This window comes from Halorubrum salsamenti, assembly GCF_007671685.1.
GTDB classification, from domain to species: Archaea; Halobacteriota; Halobacteria; order Halobacteriales; family Haloferacaceae; genus Halorubrum; species Halorubrum salsamenti.
Genome location: NZ_VCNL01000001.1, coordinates 394,546 through 414,702 on the forward strand (window position 1 = coordinate 394,546; position 20,157 = coordinate 414,702).

Sequence of the window (20,157 nt, forward strand, 5' to 3'; positions counted from 1 at the left end):
CCCGGCGGCACCTGCGACCGTTTCGGGCAACGGGATGTCGAGATGGGACGCCACTGGTCCCGAGACGGAACGGGATTGATCCGTGAGAACATATCACTTATCCGTGCGTCCGTCGTAGTCCGGATATGATATCCCGCGTGCTGGTGCCGATGGACGAGTCGGAGATGGCGGAGCGCGCGCTGCGGTTCGCGCTGGAGGCGCACCCGGACGCGGAGATCGTCGTGCTCCACGTGGTGGGCCAGCCCTCCTCGATGATGGGCGGGGCGGCGGGCCTCGCGCTCGCCGACGACACCGAAGAGGCGGCGCGGGAACAGGCGAGCGATCTGCTCGAACACGCCCGCGATATCGCCGCCGAGAGCGGGATCGAGATCGACACGGAGGTGATGGCCGGCCATCCGGCGCGGTCGGTCGTCGACGCGAGCGAGGAATTCGACGTCGTCATTATCGGCAGCCACAGCGGGAGTCTCGCGGACCGACTGCTCGTCGGCAACATCGCCGAGAAGATCGTCCGGGGCTCCGCGTCGCCCGTGACCGTCGTTCGGTGAATCGCCCGCGTCGGCGAGCGGATTCGCGGACGTGACGCGTCGCCGTCGTTTCGGCTTCCAAACACCTTATATTCGTATTACCACCTGATCGACGACCGTAGTGAATATACGCAGTATTGAAGTAGTATGTTCAAGAATAACGGCATAAGATGTCTGAACCCGACGCATATACCGTCATTTCCGAACAGAACGATCACGATTGCACCACGGTACGTGCACATCCGCGCAACGAGACGTACCACGTCGTCGAGTACGCCGACGAGGACGCGCGGGAGCGCGTCGCAGACCTCCCGGTGGGCTCGGTGGTTAAGATGGAACTGTCGCGCGCCGGTCGCCGGAGCAACGTCTGGCGCGCCGAATCCGTCCGGACGGCGCACACCGACGGTGGAGCGACGGGAGAGTAGGAGAGAGTTGGGTGAGAGTTGGAGAGAGTTGGGGGGAGAGCAGGAAAGAACTGCGAAGGACGGCTCGGAATCGCTTATAAACGCTCGGAGACGGCCGTTCGCTTCCTTATAAGTCGCGGGTCAGGCGCGGGTTCGTCACGGCGCCGTCGGACGCGCCGGCGAAGTCGCGGGCGTACTTCGCGAGGATACCGCCCTCGTACTGCGGTTCCGGCGCCTTCCACTCCTCGCGTCGCTCGGCGAGCTCCTCCTCGCTGAGACCGACCGAGAGGTCGCGCTCCGGAATGTCGACGGTGACGTGGTCACCGTCCTCGATGAGCCCGATCGGGCCGCCGTCGGCCGCCTCGGGCGCGACGTGACCGATCATCGGGCCGCGGGTCGCGCCGGAGAAGCGGCCGTCGGTGAGCAGCGCCACGTCGTCCTCGTGGCCCGCGCCGACGACGGCGGCGGTGACGCCGAGCATCTCGCGCATCCCCGGGCCGCCGGTCGGCCCCTCGTTGCGGATCACGATCACGTCGCCGGAGTCGACCGCGCCCGACTGGACGTACTCCATCGCGTCCTCCTCGTTCTCGAACACGCGGGCCGGTCCCTCGTGGTAGAACTCGTCGTCGCCGGTCACCTTCAGGACCGAGCCGTTGGGCGCGAGGTTGCCGTCGAGGACCTTGATGGCGCCCTCGTCCTCCTTGGGGTCGTCGACGGTGTAGAGGAAGTCGGCCTCGATCTCGTCGTCGTCCGGAAGCGCGCCGCGCTCCTCCAGCTCGTCGAGCTCCTCGGCGAGAGTGCGTCCGGTGACGGTCATCGCGTCGCCGTGGAGGAGGTCGGCCTCCAGCAGGCGACGGAGCACGACCGGCACGCCGCCGATCTCGTGGAGGTCGTTCATCACGCGGCTCCCGCCGGGCTGGAGGTCCGCGATCTTCGGGGTGCGCCGCGAGATCTCGTCGAAGTCCTCGATCGAGAGGTCCACGTCGGCCTCGGCCGCCAGCGCGAGCAGGTGGAGCACGCCGTTCGTGGAGCCGCCGATGGCGGTCTGGAGCGCGATCGCGTTCTCGAACGACTCCCGCGAGAGGATGTCCGAGGGGCGGCGGTCCTCCTCGATACACTCCAGGGCGAGCTCGCCCGCGCGCTCGGCGACCTCGTAGCGCTCCGGGTCCTCGGCGGGCGCGGAGGCGGAGCCGAGCGGCGCCATCCCGAGCGCCTCGGAGATGGAGGCCATCGTGTTCGCCGTGAACATCCCGCCGCAGGAGCCCGCTCCGGGGCAGGCGTGGCGCTCCAGGTCGTCGAGCTCCTCGCCGCTCATGTCGCCTTCGGCGTAGGCGCCGACGCCCTCGAACACCTGCACGATGGTCACGTCGCGGCCGTCGTGTTGGCCGGGCATGATCGAGCCGCCGTAGAGGAACACGGAGGGCAGATCGGTGCGGATCGACGCCATCAGCATCCCGGGGAGGTTCTTGTCACAGCCGGCGACGGTCACCAGCGCGTCCATGCGCTCGCCGAAGGAGACCAGCTCGACGGAGTCGGCGATCACCTCGCGGGAGATGAGGCTCGCCTTCATCCCCTCGGTCCCCATCGAGATGGCGTCGGAGATGGTGATCGTCCCGAACTCGATCGGCATCCCGCCCGCCGCGTCGATCCCGTCGATCGCGGCGTCCGCCACGTCGTCGAGGTGGACGTTACACGGCGTGATGTCGGCCGCCGGGTTCGGCACGCCGATGATGGGCGAGGAGAGGTCCTCGTCGTCGAACCCCATCGCTCGGAACATCGCGCGGTGCGGGGCCTTGTCCGCCCCCTCCGTCACGTCTCTGCTCCGCAAGTCCTCGTCCTTCTCGCCTGCGAACCGGTCCGCATCGTTGCGACCTCGGGAGTCCTCTCCCTCTGACCGCGGCTGCTGTTCGCTCATACTCCATCCTGTCACTCGGGGGTCTTAAACGGACGCAACGGGGCGAGGGTTGCTCCGTGAGGCGAACCGATTCGGGGTGGAGGCTACCACTCGCCGTCGAAGGAGATCTCGACGCCGCAAGCGTCGGCGAACCGCCGGAGTTGTCGCTTTTTTGCGTCTTTCGAGAGGTTCGCGTTCAGGTAATACCCATCGCCGACTTCCTCGTAGAACCGCATTTCCTCCCCTGTTGGATTCACCGGCTGATCGTGTAACATCGCGTTCTTTTCACCCGGGACAAAGGGAAGCGGCGAGAGCTCGTCGATCAGATCGTGATCGCTTATGAGAAAATTGACGACGGCCGCCATCGCTTCAGTTTGCGTATCACCCGAGAATCCCGTCGTCTTGCCAGAGGCACCGATCTGGATTCCGTACTTTCCAGCACTATCTGACTCGGTGGTCGACGATGAGTTCGGGCTCTCGGCGCCGGTCTGGGTGGTCGGTCGAGTACCGTCTTCGCGATCCCGTTCCAGTTCCGCGATCAAGTCGTCGACGAGGGTCTTCGAGAGCGACTCCGCCGGCTGTGAGACGACCTCTCCGACCTGATCCACGACCGTCTCGCGGATGGATTCCGCGATTTCGTCCTTCTGTTCGGACAGCGCCGCGATCGCGTTCTGTCGGCGTTCCACCCGCTGATAGATCTCCGTCGAGGTTCCCGATTGGATCGACTCTTCGGACAGTGCGGCGAGCATCCAGTCGTTCGCCGTGAGGTCCGCTAGCTCAGCCTCTCCGAGACGTTCTACATCGGGGTGGCCACCATCTTTTCGAAGTCGAAACACGACGAACGACTTCCCGTTCGTGAGAAGTCCCCAATCGACCCACTCCTGTCGCATGTAGCTCCGTAGTTGGTCGGCGTGCGTATCGCTGATCGTCGTGTCACAGCCTTTCGCCTCGACGAACACCGCCGGTGAACCGTCGGCGAACAGCGCGTAGTCGACCTTCTTCTTCGACGACCCCATCTGGACCGAGTACTCCATCTCGATCCCGGTCGAGTAGAAGTCCCAGCCGAGAACGTCCCGTATAAACGGGTCTATAAGCCGCGCCCGAGTGTTCTGCTCGTCCATCTGCGGGGACGACTCGACGAGTGACCGGGAGCGTTCGACGTAGTCCGACACCGTCTCCTCGTCCATCTTTCCGAAATTTCGGTCGCGCATCCTCTTAAAAGTGAAACGTTGATGACTCTGACACACCAGTACGAGTGCCATCGTATCTTGGCCGGCGGAAACACACCCTGGTCCCCATCAGCCACTCAGGAAGCGATGTAGCCGCCAGTCCGTGCCGCGACATCTTCGATCCGTTCGTCGACAAGGCAGGTCATGCGAAGTTCTACCTCAGTGGCGCTGTTGAGAGTCGCGATCGACCAAGGGAGGGCGTGACTTCGCTTCCCGAGAGGGTCTCCCTCGTAGTCGTCGTCTCGAAGCGTGATCGACTCTTCATGGTAGGTTTTCGTGGAGAGTAGGACAGTGATGAGTTGGACGCCGTGGTTAGAGAGCCGCGGCGCTCCCAGAACGAGCATCGGACGGCCCTTGTCCGAAAGCGGATCGGTTCCCCAGACGATGTCACCGCGTTCTAACTCCTCGAACGCAGTCACTGGACCTCCTCCATCTCGTCGGTCCGTAGCTCTTCGAGGCGTTCCTCACCGTACTGTTCGTCTGCACCCTCGTGGTGTCGGTGGAGCCGGTACGCAGCTCGGAGCCGGTCCGTATCGTCCGTGATCGCCCAGTACGGGCTCTTGTGACGCACGAGATCTCGTTCCTTCAGTCGGGAGAGGATCGCGCTGACGGCGTCCGTCTCCAGCCCGAGTCGCTCGGCGATCGTCGCCGCCTTCCACGCGCGGTCGTCGTTCCGATCGAGGAACAACACGATCCGTTCGGTGTCGTTCTGCGTTTCGAACTCGCCGTCGTCGGCGCTCTCGAACTCGTCGATATCGATAGTGCCGCTCGACATACGCGACTGTTGGTACTGTCGGCCAATAGCTGTTTGGTGTGTTGGTGCGTTTGGTGTGATTCCTGAGAAACTCTCGTCTCACGAGGGCGGAGCAGACTCACACCCGCGCTTTCAACTCCACACGGTACCCGAACGGGTCCCGGACGTACACGGCGGGGGACTCGCCGGCCGCGCCGAGCGGCTCGTCGAGCGACTTCTCGATCTCGACGCCCGCCGCGTCCAGTTCGCCCTCGATCTCGTCGGCCGACTCCTCGACGACGACGGCGACGTGGTCGTAGTTCGTCGCCGTCGGCGGCTCGAACTCCTCGGTCGGCCAGCAGTGGATCACAGCAGTCGCCGACAGCCGTACGTCGAAGAAGGGCTTCTCGCCGGCCGCGTACGGCCCGTCCTCGATCCCGAAGCCGAGCCGCTCGCCGTAGAACTCCCGGGCGTCGCCGACGCCGTCGGCGGGGATCCGGAGGTTGACGTGGTCGATGTGGCGTGCCTGCATGGGGCCGAGTTCGGTCGCAAACGTGAAAAAGTGAGACGGTCGGAACCCGAATCAGATCGTCGGACTCCGAATCGGACGGTCGGACTCCGAGCCGGTGAGACCGAGCGCGCCCTATATATGTGTAGCCGTGGAACGATCACGCATGACTACGATCGGCCACGACGGACGGATCGCGGCGGCCGTCGGTCTCACCGCGCTCGGCGGGGTCGCGCTCGCCGTGCTCCTCGCCGGGGTTCCCACCGCGGGGACCGCGGGCGCGACGACCGGGGCGGGGTCGATGGGAATGATGGGCGGAATGGGCGGCGCGGCCGGACCGGGAATCGCCCCGTTCCTGTTCATGCTACTGTTCCTCGTGGCGCTCCTCGCCCTCGCATACGTCGGAGTTCGGGCGCTGTCCGCCGACGGAGCGGCCGAGACGGAAGATCGGGACGCCCGTCAGGACGCCGTCGACGAGGGCCCGATAGAGCGGGTCAAGCGGAAGTATACGGAGGGAGAGCTCAGCGAGACGGAGTTCGAACGGGCGCTGGAACGAGAGCTCGCGGACGAGGAGGCGGACGACGGGGCCGCCGCTGTCGATGGGGAATCGCGAGATCGCGCGGATCCGGCGTACGATCGGTAGTCGGCGAGGGCGGGAACGGACGGCGAACTGTCGAGCCGGTCAGGCGAACGCTTCGAGGATCCCCGCGCCGTCCGTGCTCCGGCCGAGATCGGGGAGCGTGGCGCGCTCCGGGTGGGGCATCAGCACGGCGACCGTCTCGCGCTCGCCCAGCACGCCGGCGACGTTGTCGGTGGAGCCGTTGGGGTTGGCCGCGTCGGTGACGTTTCCGTCGGCGTCGCAGTAGCGGAAGAGGACGCGGTCGTCGGCGACGAGGTCGGCGTGGGCCGCCTCGCTTATCTCGAAGCGCCCCTCGCCGTGCGCGATGGGGACCTCGATCACGTCGCCCTCGTCGTAGGCGGCGGTCCACGGCGTGTCCGCGCGCTCGACGCGCAGGTGGACGGGTTCGCACTGGAAGCGCGCGGAGGCGTTGGTGGTGAACGCGCCGGGAGTGAGCCCGGACTCCGAACCGATCTGCGCGCCGTTGCAGACGCCGATCACGGGGACGCCGTCGGCGGCCGCGGCGCGGACCTCCTCCATGATCGGGGACCGAGCCGCCATCGCGCCGGCGCGGAGGTAGTCGCCGTAGGAGAACCCGCCGGGGAGCACGATCCCCTCGGCGTCGGTCGGAAGGCCGTCCTCGTGCCAGACGCGCTCGGCGTCGACGCCGACGTGTTCGAGCGCGCGGACCGCGTCGCGGTCGCAGTTCGAACCGCCGAACTGGACGACGGCGACCGTCACGCCGACCACCTCGGGTGGGCGGCCGCGAGACCCGCGCCGGTGACGATCGTCGTCGTCGAGACGGCGACCGTCATCGCTCCGCGACCGCGACCTCGTAGTCGTGGATCGTCGGGTTCGCGAGCAGCCGCTCGGCCATCTCGTCGGCGCGCTCGGCGGCCTCGTCGGCGTCGGCGGCGTCGAGGTCGACTTCGAACCGGTCCGCCGACCGGAGGTCCGACAGCTCGAACCCGAGGCGTTCGAGGGCCTGCTGGGTCGTCTCGGCCTCCGGATCGAGGACGCCCCGCTTCAGGCGGACCGTCACCGTCGCGGTGTATGCCGTCATGTTCGGTAGTGCGGGGTCGTGTGTAAAAACCGTTTTGGAATGTCATTTATATACACATTCGTGGATATGCTCCGGTCGATCGTGCGGGCGGCAGGGCCGGCGCGGAGCGAAAGGGGCAAACCCCTCCGTGTTCTCCATCGGCTGTATGCAGCCGCTCGAACCATCGGAGGTGATCGTCGCATGACCCGCGAACTGACCGAAATCACGGTCGTCGGAGGAGACAAGACCGGACTCATCGCGCGGGTCACCTCCCTGCTGTTCGAGCGGGGGATCAACATCGAGGACCTCGATCAGGCGGTCCGCGAGGGCGTCTTCCGGATGACGACCCGCGTGGACGCCTCCGAGCTGGAGACCTCTCGGGGCGAGCTCCGGCGCGCGCTCGCCGAGCTCGGCCGCGAGCTCGACGTCGACATCCAAGTCCGGTTCCCGAGCGACCGCGACGCCCGTCGGATCGCGCTCCTGGTCACGAAGGAGACCCACGCGCCCGAGGCGTTGCTGGAGGCCGAGGCCAACGGCGATCTGGCCGACGACGGCGAGGAGGCCGAGATCCCGGTCGTGATCGGCAACCGCGGCGACCTCCGGTCGCTCGCGGAGCGCTACGACAAGCCCTTCTACGACGTGGGCGACGGCAACGGCAACACGGACGAGGAGCGCCTCCTCGACCTGCTGGCCGAGTACGACGTGGACCTGATCGCCCTGGCCCGCTACATGCGCATCCTCTCGCCGGAGGTCGTCTTCCGCTACGAGGGCCGGATCATCAACGTCCACCCCTCCCTCCTGCCGGCGTTTCCCGGCGCGGAGGCGTACCGCCAGGCGAAGGACGCGGGCGTTCGCATCGCGGGCGTCACCGCCCACTACGTGACCACCGACCTCGATCAGGGACCGGTGATCGCCCAGCGCGCCTTCGACGTGCCCCCGGGCGCCGACGTCGCCGAGATCAAGCGCCGCGGGCAGCCCCTCGAGGCCGACGTGCTGCTCGACGCGGTCCGGCTCCACCTCGCGGACGGGATCGCGATCCACCGCGGCACGGTCCACGTCCGCGAGGACGCCGACGTCGACGCCCAACTGGGGCTGAGCGAGGCCGCGGTCGACGCGAACCCGGACGAGCCGGTCGACGGCGAGCCGCTGTCGCGGTCGCAGGTACCGACCGCCGAGAGCGACTGAGCCGGTTTCGTTTTGGCGCACCCGCGGGAAGCGCCCGCGAGAAGCGCCTGCCTCTTTAAGCGCTCGCGAGACGTATCGCCGCCTATGCGATCGCAGCGAGCCCTCCGCCGGTTCGTCGCCGACGCCAGCGCGGTCGTGCGCAGCGACGAGCGCATGATCCTGCTCTTCTTAGTGCTCCTGTCGGTCGCCGCGCTCGCCGTGTTCCTCCACTACACCGTCTCCCTCCTCGACTGGCTCCCGGACGTGCTCCCGCCGGGGCTGCCGCGGCCGGGGAGCTCCAACCTGTTGAGCCGTATTTTCCGACAGGGGGTTAACTGAAACGACCGGTTGCTGAAGAGTTCGTATTGATCGCCAAGGACTCTCCCGGCTCAGAGAGACGTCTCAGTAGTCGTGCGAGATACGGGGCGCGTATTTTGCAGAGCAAGTCTCGTTGCTCCTCAGCTCGGTACAACTGCGAGTGGATCGGAGTTATTCGAGTGATTTCGCGCGATTCTGGAAATCGCCGCCACAGTCACATGTGCCGGGATGGGCGTCCGATTCGACAATGGCGCCACATTCCAAGCACTCGTAGGTGGAGGCGCTTGTCGGGTCATTCTCGTTCTCGACGTCTTGTCCGTGAGGCATACGACACGGTATTCGGGTGCCCGCCTTGAAATATTAATGGTAAGAGGTATATAAGGGGATAAAATCACCTCCGCTCCCGCTCGTAGATGCCATGCTGTCGAACTCACGTTCTGTATCTCGCACGCAGTTTCTGGCGGAGTGTGGATAGATCGGAGACACCCGTCGGTATGTGGATCACCTGCATCGATCGCAACCATCGCGGAATCTGTCGCGTGATAAGGGATTCAACGGCGGCAAGAGCCTCTACGAATCGTCTATCGCCGTCCGCACCCGGTCGTGGAACTCTCGAAGGGCCGCCGACTCGTCGCCCGCGAGCACCGCGTCCGAATCGACGAGCGTCGCGAGCCCGAACGCGAGCGGGGTCGGCGAGTCGACGGCCTGATCGACGACGGAGAGGTCGCCCTCGTCGATCCGCTCGGCGACCGCGCGGATCCGAGAGGCGTCGAGCCGGTCGTCTAACAGCTCGCGGTACGTCTCCTCGATCACCGCGAAGTCGTCGAGCCCCTCCGCGAGCGAGAGCAGCGTCTCCGCGGACACCTGCTGTTCGGCCGCCGACTTCTCATGTCCCTTGTACCGCTTGAGGATCATGAGCGAGCGCGTCGCGTTGATCCGGAAGTAGCGCTGGAGGAGGTCGGTCCCCCGCAGCGCCGCCCGGAGGTCCCCGCGGACCGCCTCGGGGTCCAAATCGCGGAGGATTCCGGCCACGTCGACCTTGCGATTCAGCGGGAGCGCGAGGCTGAACCCGCGGTCGGCGACCGCCACCGTCGGCTCGGCGTCGGTGCGGGCCCGGCACTCGGCGGCGACCAGCCGCGAGAGGCCCTCGTTGAACCGCCGGCCGTACGTCGCGTGGACGTGGAACCGGCGCTTGTACGCGTCGCGGTCGAGCACCTCCTCGACGGCGAGTCGCGACGGGGTCGACACGCTCTCAGCGCCCGCGTACGCGACCTGCTCGTCGTACATGCGGGTGATCGCTCGCACCGAGTTCCCGTCGATCGGGAGCTCCCGCAGCCACGCGCGGACCGCGGGGGGACCGCCGCGCTCCAGCCGGTCGAGCAGGTCGGCCTGAAACGCGAGCACCTCGGACGCGAGGTCGGCCGACAGCGGGAGCCGCTCGGCGTACCACGTGGGGACCGTCGGGCGCTCGTCGGTCCGGTCGGCGTACACCTTCGAGCCGCGGCGATAGCGAAACGCGAACCGCTCGCCGCCGAGCGCGAACACGTCGCCCGGGGCGAGCGTGTCGAGGTAGTTCTCGTCGAGCGTCCCGACCGGCTCGCCGTCGCGGGTGACCACGTCGCAACCGAACGAGTCGGGGATCGTCCCGACGTTCGTCATGTAGATGACCCGCGCGAGCCGTCCGCGCTTGCCGACGAGCGTCTCGCCGACCGGGTACTCCTCGCGGTGATGCTCGCCGTCCGGCGGGTCGTTCGCGTCGCGCCACACCTTCGGGTAGACGTTCCGGTCCGCCAGCCCCTCGTGGTCGCCGGTGAGGTACCGCATGAGCCGCTCGTACTCGTCGGTCCCGAACGCGCGGTACGGATGCGCGCGTCGGAGGACCTCGCGGATCTCCCGGTCGGGGCGGACCCGGTTGATCGCCATCCCGTAGACGTGTTGGGCGGCCACGTCGGCGGCGCCCTCGGGGAGCGACACGCCGTCGACGAACCCCGCCTCGGCGCGGGCGAGCATCGCCGCGCACTCGACCAGCTCGTCGCGGTCGAGCGCGAACACCCGCCCCTCGACGGTCTCGCCGGGGCTGTGGCCCGCGCGGCCGACGCGCTGGAGCAGCGCCGCGACCGACTTCGGCGACCCCACCTGCACGACCAGATCGAGGTGGGGCATGTCGATGCCGAGTTCGAGGCTCGTCGAGGTGGTCACCACGTCCAGCGTGCCCGCCTTCAACCCCTCCTCGATCCGGGTGCGCTGGCCCTCGCCGAGGCTCCCGTGGTGACAGCCCGAGTCCGACTCGTCGTAGTCGAACCGCTCGCGGAGCTCCCGGAGGGTGCGCTCGGCGCCCGACCGCGAGTTCGCGAACACCAGCGTGTTCTCGTGGTTCTCGATCAGCTCGTGGAGCGCGTCGTAGAACCGGTCGGTGACGACGGAGTCGGAAGTGTAGACGAGATCGGCCGCCGGCGTCCGGAGTTGCAGATCGAACTCGCGGCCGAACCGGGCGTCCACGACCTCGCAGTCGCGAGGGCCGAACCCGCCCGTCTCGCCGACCTCGCCGGCGACGCGCTCGCGCCCGACGAGGAAGTCGGCGACCTCGTCGAGCGGCTCGACCGTCGCGGAACAGCCGATCCGGGTCGGCGAGCCGTCGGCCAGCTCCGTCAGCCGCTCCAGCGACACCGAGAGGTGGGTGCCGCGCTTGTTCCCCGCCAGCGCGTGGATCTCGTCGACGACGACGTACTCGACGGTGCGGAGCTTCTCTCTGAACCGCGGCGCGTTGAGCAGGATCGCCAGCGTCTCCGGCGTGGTGTTGAGCACGTGCGGCGTCTCCTCCAGCATCGCTCGTCGATCGCCCTCGCTCGTGTCGCCGTGGCGGATCGCCTGGCGAACGCCGGGGCCGGGAGCGCCTTCCTCGTCCTCGCCCTCGGCCGATAGCTCTCTCGCGATCCCGTCGAGCGGCGCTTCGAGGTTGCGCTCGATGTCGTTCGCGAGCGACTTCAGCGGGGAGACGTACAGGCAGTAGACGGAGTTCTCCAGCTCGTCGGCCCGATCGCGCGCGAAGAGGTCGTCGAGGACCGCGGTGAAGGCGGCGAGCGTCTTCCCGCTCCCAGTCGGCGCGGCGACGAGGCAGTTCTCTCCGGCGTCGACGTGAGGGATCGCTCCGCGCTGCGGCGGCGTGAACAGGCCGCCGTTCTCGTCGACGTGCGGGGCGAACTGCGAGACCCACCACCGGCGGACCGGCGGCGAGAGCCGACCGAGCACGTCGGTGTCGGGGATCGGAACCGTCTCCGGGTCGAACTCGACGGCTGGCGCGTCATCGCCCGAGAGGGTCTCGCGGAGGAGCGCTCGCGCCGACGGCTCGGAGCGCTCCCCGCCTCCGTCCGAGTCGCTGTCCGTGAGTTCGCTCACTGTCGGTCACTGGGCGCGCCGCGGGAAAGCGGTTACGTCGGATGCGACGCGGAGCGGTCCGTGAGCCCGCGATCCGCCCCGTTTTCACGCGAACCGCCCCGTTTATCCGGGGTCCGCCCGTGGCGCCGCACGTATGAGTGGAACCTCGGCGACGCCGGAACGGGAGATCGACCGGAACCTCTTCGTCACCGTCTCGGGGCCGCCGGGCTGCGGCGCGACGACGCTGGTGAAGGGGATCGCGGCCGCGCTCGACTGCGGCTACGTCTCCGGCGGCGAGCTGTTCCGCGAGATCGCGGCCGAGCGCGACATGAGCCTCTCGCAGCTGATCGCGAAGGCCGGCGAGTCGGAGGAGATCGACCGCGCGCTCGACAGGCGGCTCCGCCGGATCGCCGAGAAGTGGGGGACCGCGAACAAGGCGTTCGTCCTCGAGTCGCGGCTCGCCGGCTGGATCGCCGGGAACCGCGCCGACATGCGGATCTGGCTCGACGCGCCCGACGAGGTGCGCGCCGACCGAACCCTCGACCGCGAGGAGATGACATCGGAGATGCAGGTCCGCGAGGTGATCGAAGAGCAGCGCTACCAGTCGTACTACGGGATCGACCTGTCCGACCGGTCCATCTACGACCTCGCGATCAACACCGGGCGCTGGGACGCCGAGGCGACGCTGGACCTGGCGCTCACCGCGATCGAGGGATACGACGTGGAGTCCGACGAGGGCGCGTTCGACACGCCGGACTTCGATATCTAACTACCCGGTCACCGCGTTTCACCCTCGCCATCGCTGCAGCGGTCAGACCACGACCGACCCGAACGGGTACGCCGGCGAGTCCGCCGACCAGACGGTCCCGGACTCGACGTCGACGAGGGACACGCGGTCGTCGTCGTGGTGCGAGACGGCGAGTCGCCCGTCGTCCACCGGCGTCGCGACCAGTCCGGGCGCCGGCGTCTCGACGACCGCGCCGTCGAGCGACCGGAGTCGGGCGGCGCCCGCGTCGAGCACCCACCGCTCGCCGGCGGCTTCGAAGACGTCGACGGGGCGGGAGAACCCCTCGTGGACCGCGATCGGCTCCAGATCCCGGTCGAACTCGTGGACGATACCGTCGCCGCGGCCGGGGACGAACACGCGGTCCCCGGTCGCGACGAGGTCGTACGGGTCGGCGCCGACCGCGGCCTCGACGCGGACCGGTCCGGCGGAGGCGGCGTCCCCCTCGGCGTCACCGCCGGTCTCGAAGGCGACCACGCGCGCCCCGCGCTGGTCGACCGCGTATCCTCGGTCCCCGTTCGGCGAGATCGCGACGCCCTGCACGCGTGCGTCCGGCCCGGCGTCGATCGCGCCGATCCGCTCGTGACTCTCGGTGTCGACGACGTCGACGACGCCCTCGCGGCGGCTCCCGGAGTAGAGCCGGCCGCCGCCCGGGGCGACAGCGATCTCGTGCGGCTCCGCGCCGACGGCGACGCGGTCGACGAGCGTCAGGGCCTCGGGATCGACGACGGCGAGGGCGTCGCCGGCGGAACAGGAGACGTACAGCTCGCCGTTCGCGGCCGCGAAGTGCGACGGCCCCAACACGCCGGTCTCGATCCGGGTCACCCCGCCGCTCGGGTCGACTGCGGTGACGGCGCGCTCGCCCATGGTCGCGACGACGGTCCGCCCGCGACACGTCGTCGCGTGGACCGGGTGGCTCCCGACCGGGACCTCGCCGAGCCGGTCCCCGGTGTCGAGCGCGAACAGCGCCAGGAGGTCGTCCCCCTCGCAGGGGACCGCGAGGACGCGGTCGGCGGGGGAGGAGGCGTCGCCCTGCCCGTCGCTCCCGGTCATCCCGTACAGGAGAAGTCGCCGCCGCCGTCGTCGCCGCCGACGCTCCCCTCCGTCGGGACCACGGCGTTCGTCGCCGTCTCGACGGGGTACCGCCCGCGGTCGCCCTCGACGTTCGCCCACTCGCCGAAGCCGCCGTCGTACAGCCGCACGTCCTCGAACCCGATCGCCTTCAGCGTCACCCACGTCGAGGTCGGGTCCACGTTGTCGTCGCCGTAGACGACGACGGTCCCGCTCCGGTCCAGTTCGGCCTCGACCTCGTACAGCCGGACCAGTCGGCCGGGGTCGGTCATCCGGCGACCCGCGACGTTGCCGACCCAGTGCACGTCGACCGCGCCGGGGAGGTGGCCGTGGCGGTCGTGGTCGTCGTTCAGGGCGTCGGAGCCCGCGGCGGCGAGGTACGCCTCGGGCACGCGCACGTCGACGAGCCCCGGACCGTCGCCGTTGAACGTCCCGACCCGGTCGGCGAGCCACTCGCGGGTGACCCACGCCGAAGACGCGGGGTCGGGCTCGTAGTCGGTCGGGGAGATCCGGTCCCGCGATCCCGTTCCGAGGCGACCGTTCCAGGCGGAGAGCCCGCCGTTGAGGACGCGGATCGACCCCTCGTGGCCGACCGCGGCGAGCGCGAACGCGACGCGGGTGACCCGGGAGCCGACGCTCGCGCCGTAGACGAGCACGTCGTCGTCCGGGGACACGCCGATCTCGCCGAACGCGTCCGCGATCGCGTCGGTGTCGGGTACGTCGCCGTCGTCCGTCGACTCGCGGCTCGTGATCGCGTCGAACGGCACGCGCCGGGCGCGGTAGACGCGCTCCTCGCGGAAGCGCTCCGCGTCGCGCGCGTCGAGCACGACCGCGTCCTCGCGGTTGTCGGCGAGCCAGCTCGGCCCGACGAAGTGACCCACGTTCCCCGACACCTCGTTCTGCGCCGCCACGTCGGCGGGGGTCGTCACGCCGAGACAGCCGGCCGTACTCGCCGCGCCCGCGACGGTCGCACCCGCAGCCGCGCGCAGCAGTCCGCGTCGCGTGGCGTTCTCAGCGTCTCGGGTAGCGCTCTCGTCGTCGTTCGGTGGTTCTCGTGTCATCTATCCGCAGTAGCAGTGGTCGTCCATACACCACGACGCCTCCATCTCGCCGAACGCGATCCCGAGCGAGGCGAGCGACGCCTGCACCTGCGCCACGGCGTCGCCCTCCGGGCGGACGGTGCCGGCGGCGGCTCCGGTGGGCGCCTCGCCGACCCCGATCGTCTCGATCACCTCGCGGCTCGCGTGCTCGATCACGGCGACCTGGTTGGCGTCCTGCACGGGGACGTACAGCTTCTCGCGGTTCGGTCCCCACGACGCCGAGATGCTGCTCCCGCCGACGTCGAGGGTCGCCTCGTACTCGAAGCTCTCTAAGTCGATCACGCCGACGCCCTCGCCGGGAATGAGGAGGTACGCGGCCTCGCTGTCCGGGGACACCTCGCTCGTGATCGGCGCGCCGGGGAGCCCGTCGTCGCGGGTGATCTTCCCGACCTCCTCGGGGTTCTCGGGGTCGGCGATGTCCCAGAGGCTCTCGGAGCCCTCGCGGGCCACCTCGGGCTCGCCGCCGAGGGTTCCCTCCCCGTTCTCGACGAGGAGGTACTCCCCGTCGAACGCGGCGGTACACATGAACGGGAGGACGTTCCCCTCGGTGACCGGCTCGCCGGCGTCGACGCGCGCGACCGTCTCGAACGGGTCGACGCTCAGCACGCGGATCGCCTCGTCGGCGACGTCGACGACGAACGCGTAGTCGCCGTCGGGCCCGAGCGTCATGTCGCAGGGGCCGACGTAGCCGGTCTCGATCTCCGCGGTCACCTCGCCGAAGGCGTCGCTGTCGCGGTCGGCGTCGACGCGGAAGATCGCGTGGTTCTCGTCGCCCTCGGGCGCCATCCCGGTGGTCCCGCCCGAGGCGATGAGCAGGTGGTTCCCGTCGGGGGTCACGTTCGGGTAGTTCGGGCCGTAGCCGGTCTCGACGTAGGCGACCTCCTCTAACGTCCGCTGGTCGACCCCCCGAACGCCGCCGGAGACGTTGAGCCAGAGCACGTCGTGGTCGGCGTCGATCCCGGTGGAGTACTGGTTGGCCGGGAACGAGGCGGTGGTCCCGAGGAACGCCGAGGTGAGCAGCTCGTCCGACTCGGTGTCGATCACGCTGACGGTTCGGTCCCCGTTGTTGAACACGAACATCGTCGGCTCGGGGTCGTCCCCGTCCCCGCCGCCTCCCCCGTCGGAACAGCCAGCGAGGGCCGCGGTCGCGCCGACCGCACCGGAACTCTTGAGCAGGCGCCGCCGGGCGACCCCCTCCGCGAAGGGGTTCCGGCGGTCGTCGTTCGCCAGATCGCTTCCCTTCGCGGGGCGCGGGTCCGCGCTCCCCTCCGAGGAGCGCGAGTCCGCGTCGGCCGTCCCGCAGCCGCAGTCGTCGCTCATACCCACGCAACGCGTCTCACGGCTAAAGGCCCGCCGGACGCCCCGTTCGTTGCCCCGTGTGTCACGTTCAGGCAATTATTGCACCTTTCTCCGACCCGAGGGAGCCGTTACCGTCTCCAGCGACGCTTTAGGTGCGGGCGTAGTGTGTCCCGGTAATGTTGCTGTCGCCCGTCGCCTACGTCGGCGTCTCTATCGCGGTCGGGTTGTCGTTCGGGGTCCTGCTACAGAAGGCGCGGTTCTGCTTCGTCAGCGCCTTCCGCGATTTCGTCGCGTTCAAAGACACCCGCGTGCTGAAGGGGCTGCTCGCGGGGATCGCCGTGATGACCGTGTTCTGGAGCGTGCAGGCCACGTTCGGCTACTTCCGCGGCTTCTGGACGCCCGCCTGGGGGCTCGGATCGCTGTTCGGCGGGTTCGTCTTCGGGCTCGGGATGACCCTGGCCGGCGGCTGCGCGTCCGGCACCCTCTACCGCGCCGGACAGGGGTACCTCCAGTTCTGGCTCGTGCTCCTCTTCATGTTCGTCGGCTACGTCCTGTTCGCGTTCGCGTTCCCCGTCGCGGAGACGTACTACTTCGCGACGCTGAACCCGTTCGAGGGGCGGACGCTGTACCTCTCCCTCCCGTTTTCGCCGGCGGTTATCGGAGCCGGGGCCGTCGCGCTCGGCACCCTCGCGTACGCGTTCGTGAAGGGGAGAAGTCAGCTCCCCGACGACCCCTCCGGCGGGACCGGCGTGGGCGCCGACACCCGCGCGCAGGCGGCGGTCGGTGCCTCCCGGACGCTCTCGGCCGTCTCGGTCGGCCTGCGAGGTATCGCTGACGGGACCGTCGAATACGTCCGCGGGCTTCGCGACGACGACCGGCCGCTGACGGTCCGGCTCCGCGACTCGTGGGACGCCCGGACCGCGGGCGTGGCGATGGCGCTCGTCGCGAGCCTCTGGTTCTACGTGCACGGCCACTGGGCGATCACCGGCAGCGAGGCGCGCTGGGCCGGCTACCTGCTTGCGGGCGCCGGGTTCGACGTGGCGAGCGTCGAGTACTGGGGATCGATCCTGTTCCGCGACGGGAACATCTCGCTGACCATCGACATGGTGATGATCGCGTCGCTCATCGTCGGCTCCTTCGTCGCCGCGTACGCCTCCGGCGACTTCCGGATCCGAAAGCCGAAGCTGAACCGGGTCCCGAACTACGCGGTCGGCGGGCTCCTGATGGGCGTCGGCTCGCGGCTCGCGGCGGGCTGTAACATCGCGAACCTCTTCTCGGGGATCGCGCTGCTGTCGGTCCACTCCTTCCTCGCCGGCGCGGGGATCATCCTCGGCGTCTACGTGATGACCCACTACATGTACCGCGAGGTCGGCTGCGCGATTTAAATAGTACTAGGTAATGCGCGATTTTTCAGGGCTGCGAGGTTCTTCGAAGCTCTAACCGCTTACTTATAAACCGCTGCTACGGTGAAGACCTCCAAAGCCCCAGCCGAGAAGCCGACGTACGCTCGCTGCGCTCCTCACTCGCTCGCTATCGCTCCCTCGTTGGTGCTTGCGTCGCTTACGTCGGCTTCTCGGCTGCCCCTTTGAGTCCCGCCCTGCACAGCACTGCAGCCTCACGCCTCCCCAGCCTCGCGGCTCTCTCCGGTCGCCGCGTCCCTCGCACGCGCTGACTCGCGGCCGCCGAAGGCGGCCGCTCTCAGGCACGCGCCCACGCACCAGCGTACCACTTCTGAATCAGCGTCGATGTCGCACGGCTGCAAAGATACTTAAAGGCGAGAAAACCGCGAAAAAGCCGACCGCCCGCTCAGGCGTCCGCCGCCGCGCCGGCCTCCAGATCGAAGTCCCACTCCTCGTAGCCGCCGGCCATGCTGGCGACGAGCACGTCGTCCTCGACGCCCTCATAGCTCTGGATCAGCATCGCGGCCTGCTTCGACGACTGGCCGACCGGGCACGCACAGACCACGTCGGTGTCGTCCCAGTCGATGTCGGGGACCTGCGAGGGGAGGTCGCCCAGCGGCACGTTGATCGCGCCGGGGATGTGCCCCTGCTCGTACTGTTCGGGCGGTCGCGTGTCGATGACGCGGATGTCGCCCTGCTGAACGCGCTCGTTGACTTCCTCGGGGGTGAGTTCTTCGACCATGATTACTCCTTCCGCATGAAGATGCGGTAGCGACCGTCGCCCGACTTCCACACCTTGGCGGTCGCGTCGTCGCCGACCGCCTTCGGGACGTTCTCGGTGCTCGGGACGTGGTCGGTCTTCTGGACCAGCACGTCGCCCGCGTCGAGCCCGGAGATCGCCTTCTTCGCCTCGACCTGCGGGTACGGACAGACCTCGCCGGTCATGTCCTGTACCTCGGTCGCGTCTGCCAAGAGCGCTTCGGCGGTCTCGTCGTCGAGCTCGTCGGGCATCTCGACGACGTCGTCCCACGATGGTTGGCTCATACGGGCCGTTACGCGTCTGTCCCGGTAACCCCTTTCGTGACCGGCAGTCTTCTCCCGTATCTCGGACGGACGATCGCGGCGCACGACCGCGATAGGCGTCGAGACAACCGTTTCCGTCGGACTCTTATCGGGCTGCGATCTACGGAACCCATGAGCGAGTACGTCGTCGACGAGTCGACGATCTTCGAGACGCCGCTTCTAGAGCTCGATCTCGACATCGAGTCGGACGCGGACGTGTACGCGAAAGCCGAGTGGTTCAACCTCTACGACGCCCCGCACGGCGGCGGCTCGGTCAAGTCCCGGATCGCGAAGGGGATGCTGGACGGCGCCGAGGAGCGCGGGGACCTCGACCCCGGCGTCACCGTCATCGAGCCGACCTCGGGCAACACGGGCAGCGAGGTGGCGCGGCTCGCGAACGCCCGCGGCTACGACGTGGAGATCGTCATGCCCGACAACGCCGCCGGCGGGAAGGTCGACGCCGTCCGCGACGCCGGCGCGGAGATCCACTTCGTCGACGCCAATCTCGGCTACGACGCCGTCATCGAGCGCTGCGAGGAGATCGTCGCCGCGGACCCCGGCGCTTACTACCGACCGAACCAGTACGAGAACCCCGACAACCCCGGCACCCACGAGCGGACGACCGCCCGGGAGATCTACGAGGCGACCGACGGCGAGGTGACCCACTTCGTCGCCGGCGTCGGTACCGGGGGGACGATCACCGGGACGGGGCGCGGGCTGACCGACCTGACCGACGGCGCGGCGGAGATCGTCGGCTTCGAGCCCGACGAACAGCTCCACGCCATCGACGGCCTGAAGTACCTCAAGTCGGGCGACCACTACCACCCCGACACGTACGACGAGTCCGTCCTCGACCGGACGGAGTACGTCACGACGTCGGACGCCTACGACCGGGCGCGGGCGCTCCGCGAGCGCTACCTGGACGACCCGGTGCCGATCGCTGACCTCGGCCGACACGACGAGGCGACGGTCCGCGAACACCTCCGGGTCGGCGACCAGTTCGTCGTGGGCACGTCCTCGGGCGGGGGCGCGGCGGCGGTCGCCGGGCTCGACGCGGCCGGCGACATCGCGGACGACGACGTGGTCGTGTTCATGCTGTGCGACCGCGGCGACAAGTACGCCGACATCCCGCTGTGGGAGGACTATTTATAAAGAGAGTCGACCGCGTCGGCGTCGGTGACGTATCCGCTGCCGACGGTCTACCGTCCGCCGCTGGCCGCCGGGATGACCCGGACCTGCGCGTCGTCAGGGACTTCCGCGTCGAGGCCGTCGACGGGCGTGCCCTCGACGTACACGTTGATGAACTCCTTGATCTCGCCGTCTTCGATCACGCTGTCTCTGAGTTCCGAGCCGTGCTCGTCCGCGTGGTTCTCGAACAGTTCGCGGACCGTCTCGCCGGCGACCTCGACTTCCGAGGTCGACGACCCCCCGACGAGCACGGCCGGCAGTTTGATCGTGGCCATACGTCCCGTTCGGTGCCCACTTCAAAAAGGGACGCGCCGGCGGCAACCTCCCTCCCTCGTCTGAGACGAAGACGACCGGCAGGGCGCAACGGCTGACTCCCGGTCAGAACGCGATCGATCGTGGGCCGCGATCGCACCTCCGAGAAGCCGGCAGTACCTCCGGTGGGC

The 20,157-nt window shown here is 68.6% G+C and carries 23 protein-coding genes; 8 read left to right on the plus strand and 15 right to left on the minus strand.

Annotated features, from left to right (window positions below):
* Positions 1-125 precede the first annotated feature (125 nt).
* Both FGL94_RS02025 and FGL94_RS02030 read left to right on the plus strand, forming a co-directional pair.
* On the plus strand, positions 126-545 hold the full coding sequence (locus tag FGL94_RS02025; protein WP_144920440.1) for a universal stress protein: 420 nt from the start codon (positions 126-128) through the stop codon (positions 543-545).
* A gap of 149 nt (positions 546-694) precedes the next feature.
* On the plus strand, positions 695-949 hold the full coding sequence (locus FGL94_RS02030; RefSeq protein WP_144920442.1) for a hypothetical protein: 255 nt from the start codon (positions 695-697) through the stop codon (positions 947-949).
* A 106-nt stretch (positions 950-1,055) separates the two neighbouring features.
* Here the strand turns inward: FGL94_RS02030 and ilvD are convergent, their stop codons facing one another.
* The 5 genes from ilvD to FGL94_RS02055 all read right to left on the minus strand — a co-directional run bounded on the left by ilvD (position 1,056) and on the right by FGL94_RS02055 (position 5,316).
* Entirely contained in the window at positions 1,056-2,843 is a 1,788-nt protein-coding gene (gene ilvD / locus FGL94_RS02035) for a dihydroxy-acid dehydratase (protein ID WP_144920444.1), read from the minus strand.
* A gap of 83 nt (positions 2,844-2,926) precedes the next feature.
* Complete coding sequence (locus tag FGL94_RS02040) at positions 2,927-4,009, minus strand: type I restriction enzyme HsdR N-terminal domain-containing protein (RefSeq protein ID WP_144920446.1); 1,083 nt, start codon at positions 4,007-4,009, stop codon at positions 2,927-2,929.
* 119 nt (positions 4,010-4,128) lie between these two features.
* Complete coding sequence (locus tag FGL94_RS02045; RefSeq protein WP_144920448.1) at positions 4,129-4,470, minus strand: PemK-like protein; 342 nt, start codon at positions 4,468-4,470, stop codon at positions 4,129-4,131.
* Positions 4,467-4,826: a MarR family transcriptional regulator gene (locus FGL94_RS02050; RefSeq protein WP_144920450.1), complete on the minus strand. Its 360-nt coding sequence runs from the start codon at positions 4,824-4,826 to the stop codon at positions 4,467-4,469. Before FGL94_RS02050 ends, FGL94_RS02045 begins: the two co-directional genes overlap by 4 nt.
* A gap of 97 nt (positions 4,827-4,923) precedes the next feature.
* Positions 4,924-5,316 carry a VOC family protein gene (locus tag FGL94_RS02055; protein WP_144920452.1) on the minus strand — a complete coding sequence of 131 codons (393 nt, stop codon included), beginning with the start codon at positions 5,314-5,316 and terminating at the stop codon, positions 4,924-4,926.
* Positions 5,317-5,458: 142 nt separating this feature from the next.
* Here FGL94_RS02055 and FGL94_RS02060 point away from each other — a divergent pair, with 142 nt between their 5' ends.
* A complete protein-coding gene (locus tag FGL94_RS02060) occupies positions 5,459-5,935 on the plus strand; it encodes an SHOCT domain-containing protein (RefSeq protein WP_241659105.1) in 477 nt (158 codons plus the stop codon).
* 39 nt (positions 5,936-5,974) lie between these two features.
* On the opposite strand, the gene purQ is transcribed toward FGL94_RS02060, so the two are convergent.
* On the minus strand, positions 5,975-6,652 hold the full coding sequence (gene purQ, locus FGL94_RS02065; protein WP_144920454.1) for a phosphoribosylformylglycinamidine synthase I: 678 nt from the start codon (positions 6,650-6,652) through the stop codon (positions 5,975-5,977).
* Between the two features lie 70 nt (positions 6,653-6,722).
* Positions 6,723-6,974 (minus strand): phosphoribosylformylglycinamidine synthase subunit PurS, encoded by a 252-nt coding sequence (gene purS / locus FGL94_RS02070; RefSeq protein ID WP_144920456.1) that lies wholly within the window; start codon positions 6,972-6,974, stop codon positions 6,723-6,725.
* Positions 6,975-7,154: 180 nt separating this feature from the next.
* Here purS and FGL94_RS02075 point away from each other — a divergent pair, with 180 nt between their 5' ends.
* Both FGL94_RS02075 and FGL94_RS02080 read left to right on the plus strand, forming a co-directional pair.
* Positions 7,155-8,138, plus strand: a complete 984-nt coding sequence (locus FGL94_RS02075; RefSeq protein ID WP_144920458.1) for a formyltetrahydrofolate deformylase — start codon at positions 7,155-7,157, stop codon at positions 8,136-8,138.
* Between the two features lie 84 nt (positions 8,139-8,222).
* Positions 8,223-8,456 carry a hypothetical protein gene (locus FGL94_RS02080; protein WP_144920460.1) on the plus strand — a complete coding sequence of 78 codons (234 nt, stop codon included), beginning with the start codon at positions 8,223-8,225 and terminating at the stop codon, positions 8,454-8,456.
* 150 nt (positions 8,457-8,606) lie between these two features.
* Here the strand turns inward: FGL94_RS02080 and FGL94_RS02085 are convergent, their stop codons facing one another.
* Positions 8,607-8,762 (minus strand): rubrerythrin-like domain-containing protein, encoded by a 156-nt coding sequence (locus tag FGL94_RS02085; RefSeq protein WP_144920462.1) that lies wholly within the window; start codon positions 8,760-8,762, stop codon positions 8,607-8,609.
* A gap of 243 nt (positions 8,763-9,005) precedes the next feature.
* Positions 9,006-11,831, minus strand: coding sequence for an ATP-dependent helicase (locus FGL94_RS02090; protein ID WP_144920463.1), 2,826 nt, complete (start codon positions 11,829-11,831; stop codon positions 9,006-9,008).
* Positions 11,832-11,964: 133 nt separating this feature from the next.
* Between FGL94_RS02090 and cmk the strand changes: the two genes are divergently transcribed.
* Positions 11,965-12,579 carry a (d)CMP kinase gene (gene cmk / locus FGL94_RS02095; protein WP_144920466.1) on the plus strand — a complete coding sequence of 205 codons (615 nt, stop codon included), beginning with the start codon at positions 11,965-11,967 and terminating at the stop codon, positions 12,577-12,579.
* 42 nt (positions 12,580-12,621) lie between these two features.
* Here the strand turns inward: cmk and FGL94_RS02100 are convergent, their stop codons facing one another.
* Genes FGL94_RS02100 through FGL94_RS02110 form a run of 3 tightly spaced genes read right to left on the minus strand, consistent with a single transcriptional unit; the run spans position 12,622 to position 16,085 of the window.
* Positions 12,622-13,647: a hypothetical protein gene (locus FGL94_RS02100; protein WP_144920468.1), complete on the minus strand. Its 1,026-nt coding sequence runs from the start codon at positions 13,645-13,647 to the stop codon at positions 12,622-12,624.
* On the minus strand, positions 13,644-14,726 hold the full coding sequence (locus FGL94_RS02105; RefSeq protein WP_144920470.1) for a sulfurtransferase: 1,083 nt from the start codon (positions 14,724-14,726) through the stop codon (positions 13,644-13,646). Before FGL94_RS02105 ends, FGL94_RS02100 begins: the two co-directional genes overlap by 4 nt.
* The gene (locus tag FGL94_RS02110; protein WP_144920472.1) at positions 14,727-16,085 is read right to left on the minus strand and encodes a hypothetical protein; all 1,359 of its coding nucleotides are present in this window, start codon (positions 16,083-16,085) and stop codon (positions 14,727-14,729) included. It abuts the gene before it with no gap.
* A 155-nt stretch (positions 16,086-16,240) separates the two neighbouring features.
* Between FGL94_RS02110 and FGL94_RS02115 the strand changes: the two genes are divergently transcribed.
* Positions 16,241-17,449: a YeeE/YedE family protein gene (locus tag FGL94_RS02115; protein WP_144920474.1), complete on the plus strand. Its 1,209-nt coding sequence runs from the start codon at positions 16,241-16,243 to the stop codon at positions 17,447-17,449.
* 421 nt (positions 17,450-17,870) lie between these two features.
* Here the strand turns inward: FGL94_RS02115 and FGL94_RS02120 are convergent, their stop codons facing one another.
* Together FGL94_RS02120 and FGL94_RS02125 are read right to left on the minus strand one after the other, a co-directional pair.
* Positions 17,871-18,206: a rhodanese-like domain-containing protein gene (locus tag FGL94_RS02120; RefSeq protein WP_144920476.1), complete on the minus strand. Its 336-nt coding sequence runs from the start codon at positions 18,204-18,206 to the stop codon at positions 17,871-17,873.
* Positions 18,207-18,208: 2 nt separating this feature from the next.
* Positions 18,209-18,508 (minus strand): sulfurtransferase TusA family protein, encoded by a 300-nt coding sequence (locus tag FGL94_RS02125; RefSeq protein WP_144920479.1) that lies wholly within the window; start codon positions 18,506-18,508, stop codon positions 18,209-18,211.
* A 150-nt stretch (positions 18,509-18,658) separates the two neighbouring features.
* Between FGL94_RS02125 and FGL94_RS02130 the strand changes: the two genes are divergently transcribed.
* A complete protein-coding gene (locus FGL94_RS02130) occupies positions 18,659-19,678 on the plus strand; it encodes a PLP-dependent cysteine synthase family protein (RefSeq protein WP_144920481.1) in 1,020 nt (339 codons plus the stop codon).
* 47 nt (positions 19,679-19,725) lie between these two features.
* Here FGL94_RS02130 and FGL94_RS02135 read toward each other — a convergent pair whose 3' ends face one another.
* Positions 19,726-19,989: a MoaD/ThiS family protein gene (locus FGL94_RS02135; protein WP_144920483.1), complete on the minus strand. Its 264-nt coding sequence runs from the start codon at positions 19,987-19,989 to the stop codon at positions 19,726-19,728.
* Positions 19,990-20,157 lie beyond the last annotated feature (168 nt).

Bases quoted from the DNA above. Each gene is read 5' to 3' on its own strand.
- FGL94_RS02025 (WP_144920440.1), top strand. From the start codon at position 126: ATGATATCCCGCGTGCTGGTGCCGATGGACGAGTCGGAGATGGCGGAG.
- FGL94_RS02100 (WP_144920468.1), bottom strand. From the start codon at position 13,647: ATGACCGGGAGCGACGGGCAGGGCGACGCCTCCTCCCCCGCCGACCGC.
- FGL94_RS02050 (WP_144920450.1), bottom strand. From the start codon at position 4,826: ATGTCGAGCGGCACTATCGATATCGACGAGTTCGAGAGCGCCGACGAC.
- FGL94_RS02075 (WP_144920458.1), top strand. From the start codon at position 7,155: ATGACCCGCGAACTGACCGAAATCACGGTCGTCGGAGGAGACAAGACC.
- FGL94_RS02110 (WP_144920472.1), bottom strand. From the start codon at position 16,085: ATGAGCGACGACTGCGGCTGCGGGACGGCCGACGCGGACTCGCGCTCC.
- FGL94_RS02040 (WP_144920446.1), bottom strand. From the start codon at position 4,009: ATGGACGAGGAGACGGTGTCGGACTACGTCGAACGCTCCCGGTCACTC.
- purS (WP_144920456.1), bottom strand. From the start codon at position 6,974: ATGACGGCATACACCGCGACGGTGACGGTCCGCCTGAAGCGGGGCGTC.
- FGL94_RS02135 (WP_144920483.1), bottom strand. From the start codon at position 19,989: ATGGCCACGATCAAACTGCCGGCCGTGCTCGTCGGGGGGTCGTCGACC.
- FGL94_RS02055 (WP_144920452.1), bottom strand. From the start codon at position 5,316: ATGCAGGCACGCCACATCGACCACGTCAACCTCCGGATCCCCGCCGAC.
- FGL94_RS02130 (WP_144920481.1), top strand. From the start codon at position 18,659: ATGAGCGAGTACGTCGTCGACGAGTCGACGATCTTCGAGACGCCGCTT.
- FGL94_RS02115 (WP_144920474.1), top strand. From the start codon at position 16,241: ATGTTGCTGTCGCCCGTCGCCTACGTCGGCGTCTCTATCGCGGTCGGG.
- FGL94_RS02080 (WP_144920460.1), top strand. From the start codon at position 8,223: ATGCGATCGCAGCGAGCCCTCCGCCGGTTCGTCGCCGACGCCAGCGCG.
- cmk (WP_144920466.1), top strand. From the start codon at position 11,965: ATGAGTGGAACCTCGGCGACGCCGGAACGGGAGATCGACCGGAACCTC.
- FGL94_RS02060 (WP_241659105.1), top strand. From the start codon at position 5,459: ATGACTACGATCGGCCACGACGGACGGATCGCGGCGGCCGTCGGTCTC.
- FGL94_RS02125 (WP_144920479.1), bottom strand. From the start codon at position 18,508: ATGAGCCAACCATCGTGGGACGACGTCGTCGAGATGCCCGACGAGCTC.
- FGL94_RS02120 (WP_144920476.1), bottom strand. From the start codon at position 18,206: ATGGTCGAAGAACTCACCCCCGAGGAAGTCAACGAGCGCGTTCAGCAG.
- FGL94_RS02085 (WP_144920462.1), bottom strand. From the start codon at position 8,762: ATGCCTCACGGACAAGACGTCGAGAACGAGAATGACCCGACAAGCGCC.
- FGL94_RS02105 (WP_144920470.1), bottom strand. From the start codon at position 14,726: ATGACACGAGAACCACCGAACGACGACGAGAGCGCTACCCGAGACGCT.
- FGL94_RS02030 (WP_144920442.1), top strand. From the start codon at position 695: ATGTCTGAACCCGACGCATATACCGTCATTTCCGAACAGAACGATCAC.
- ilvD (WP_144920444.1), bottom strand. From the start codon at position 2,843: ATGAGCGAACAGCAGCCGCGGTCAGAGGGAGAGGACTCCCGAGGTCGC.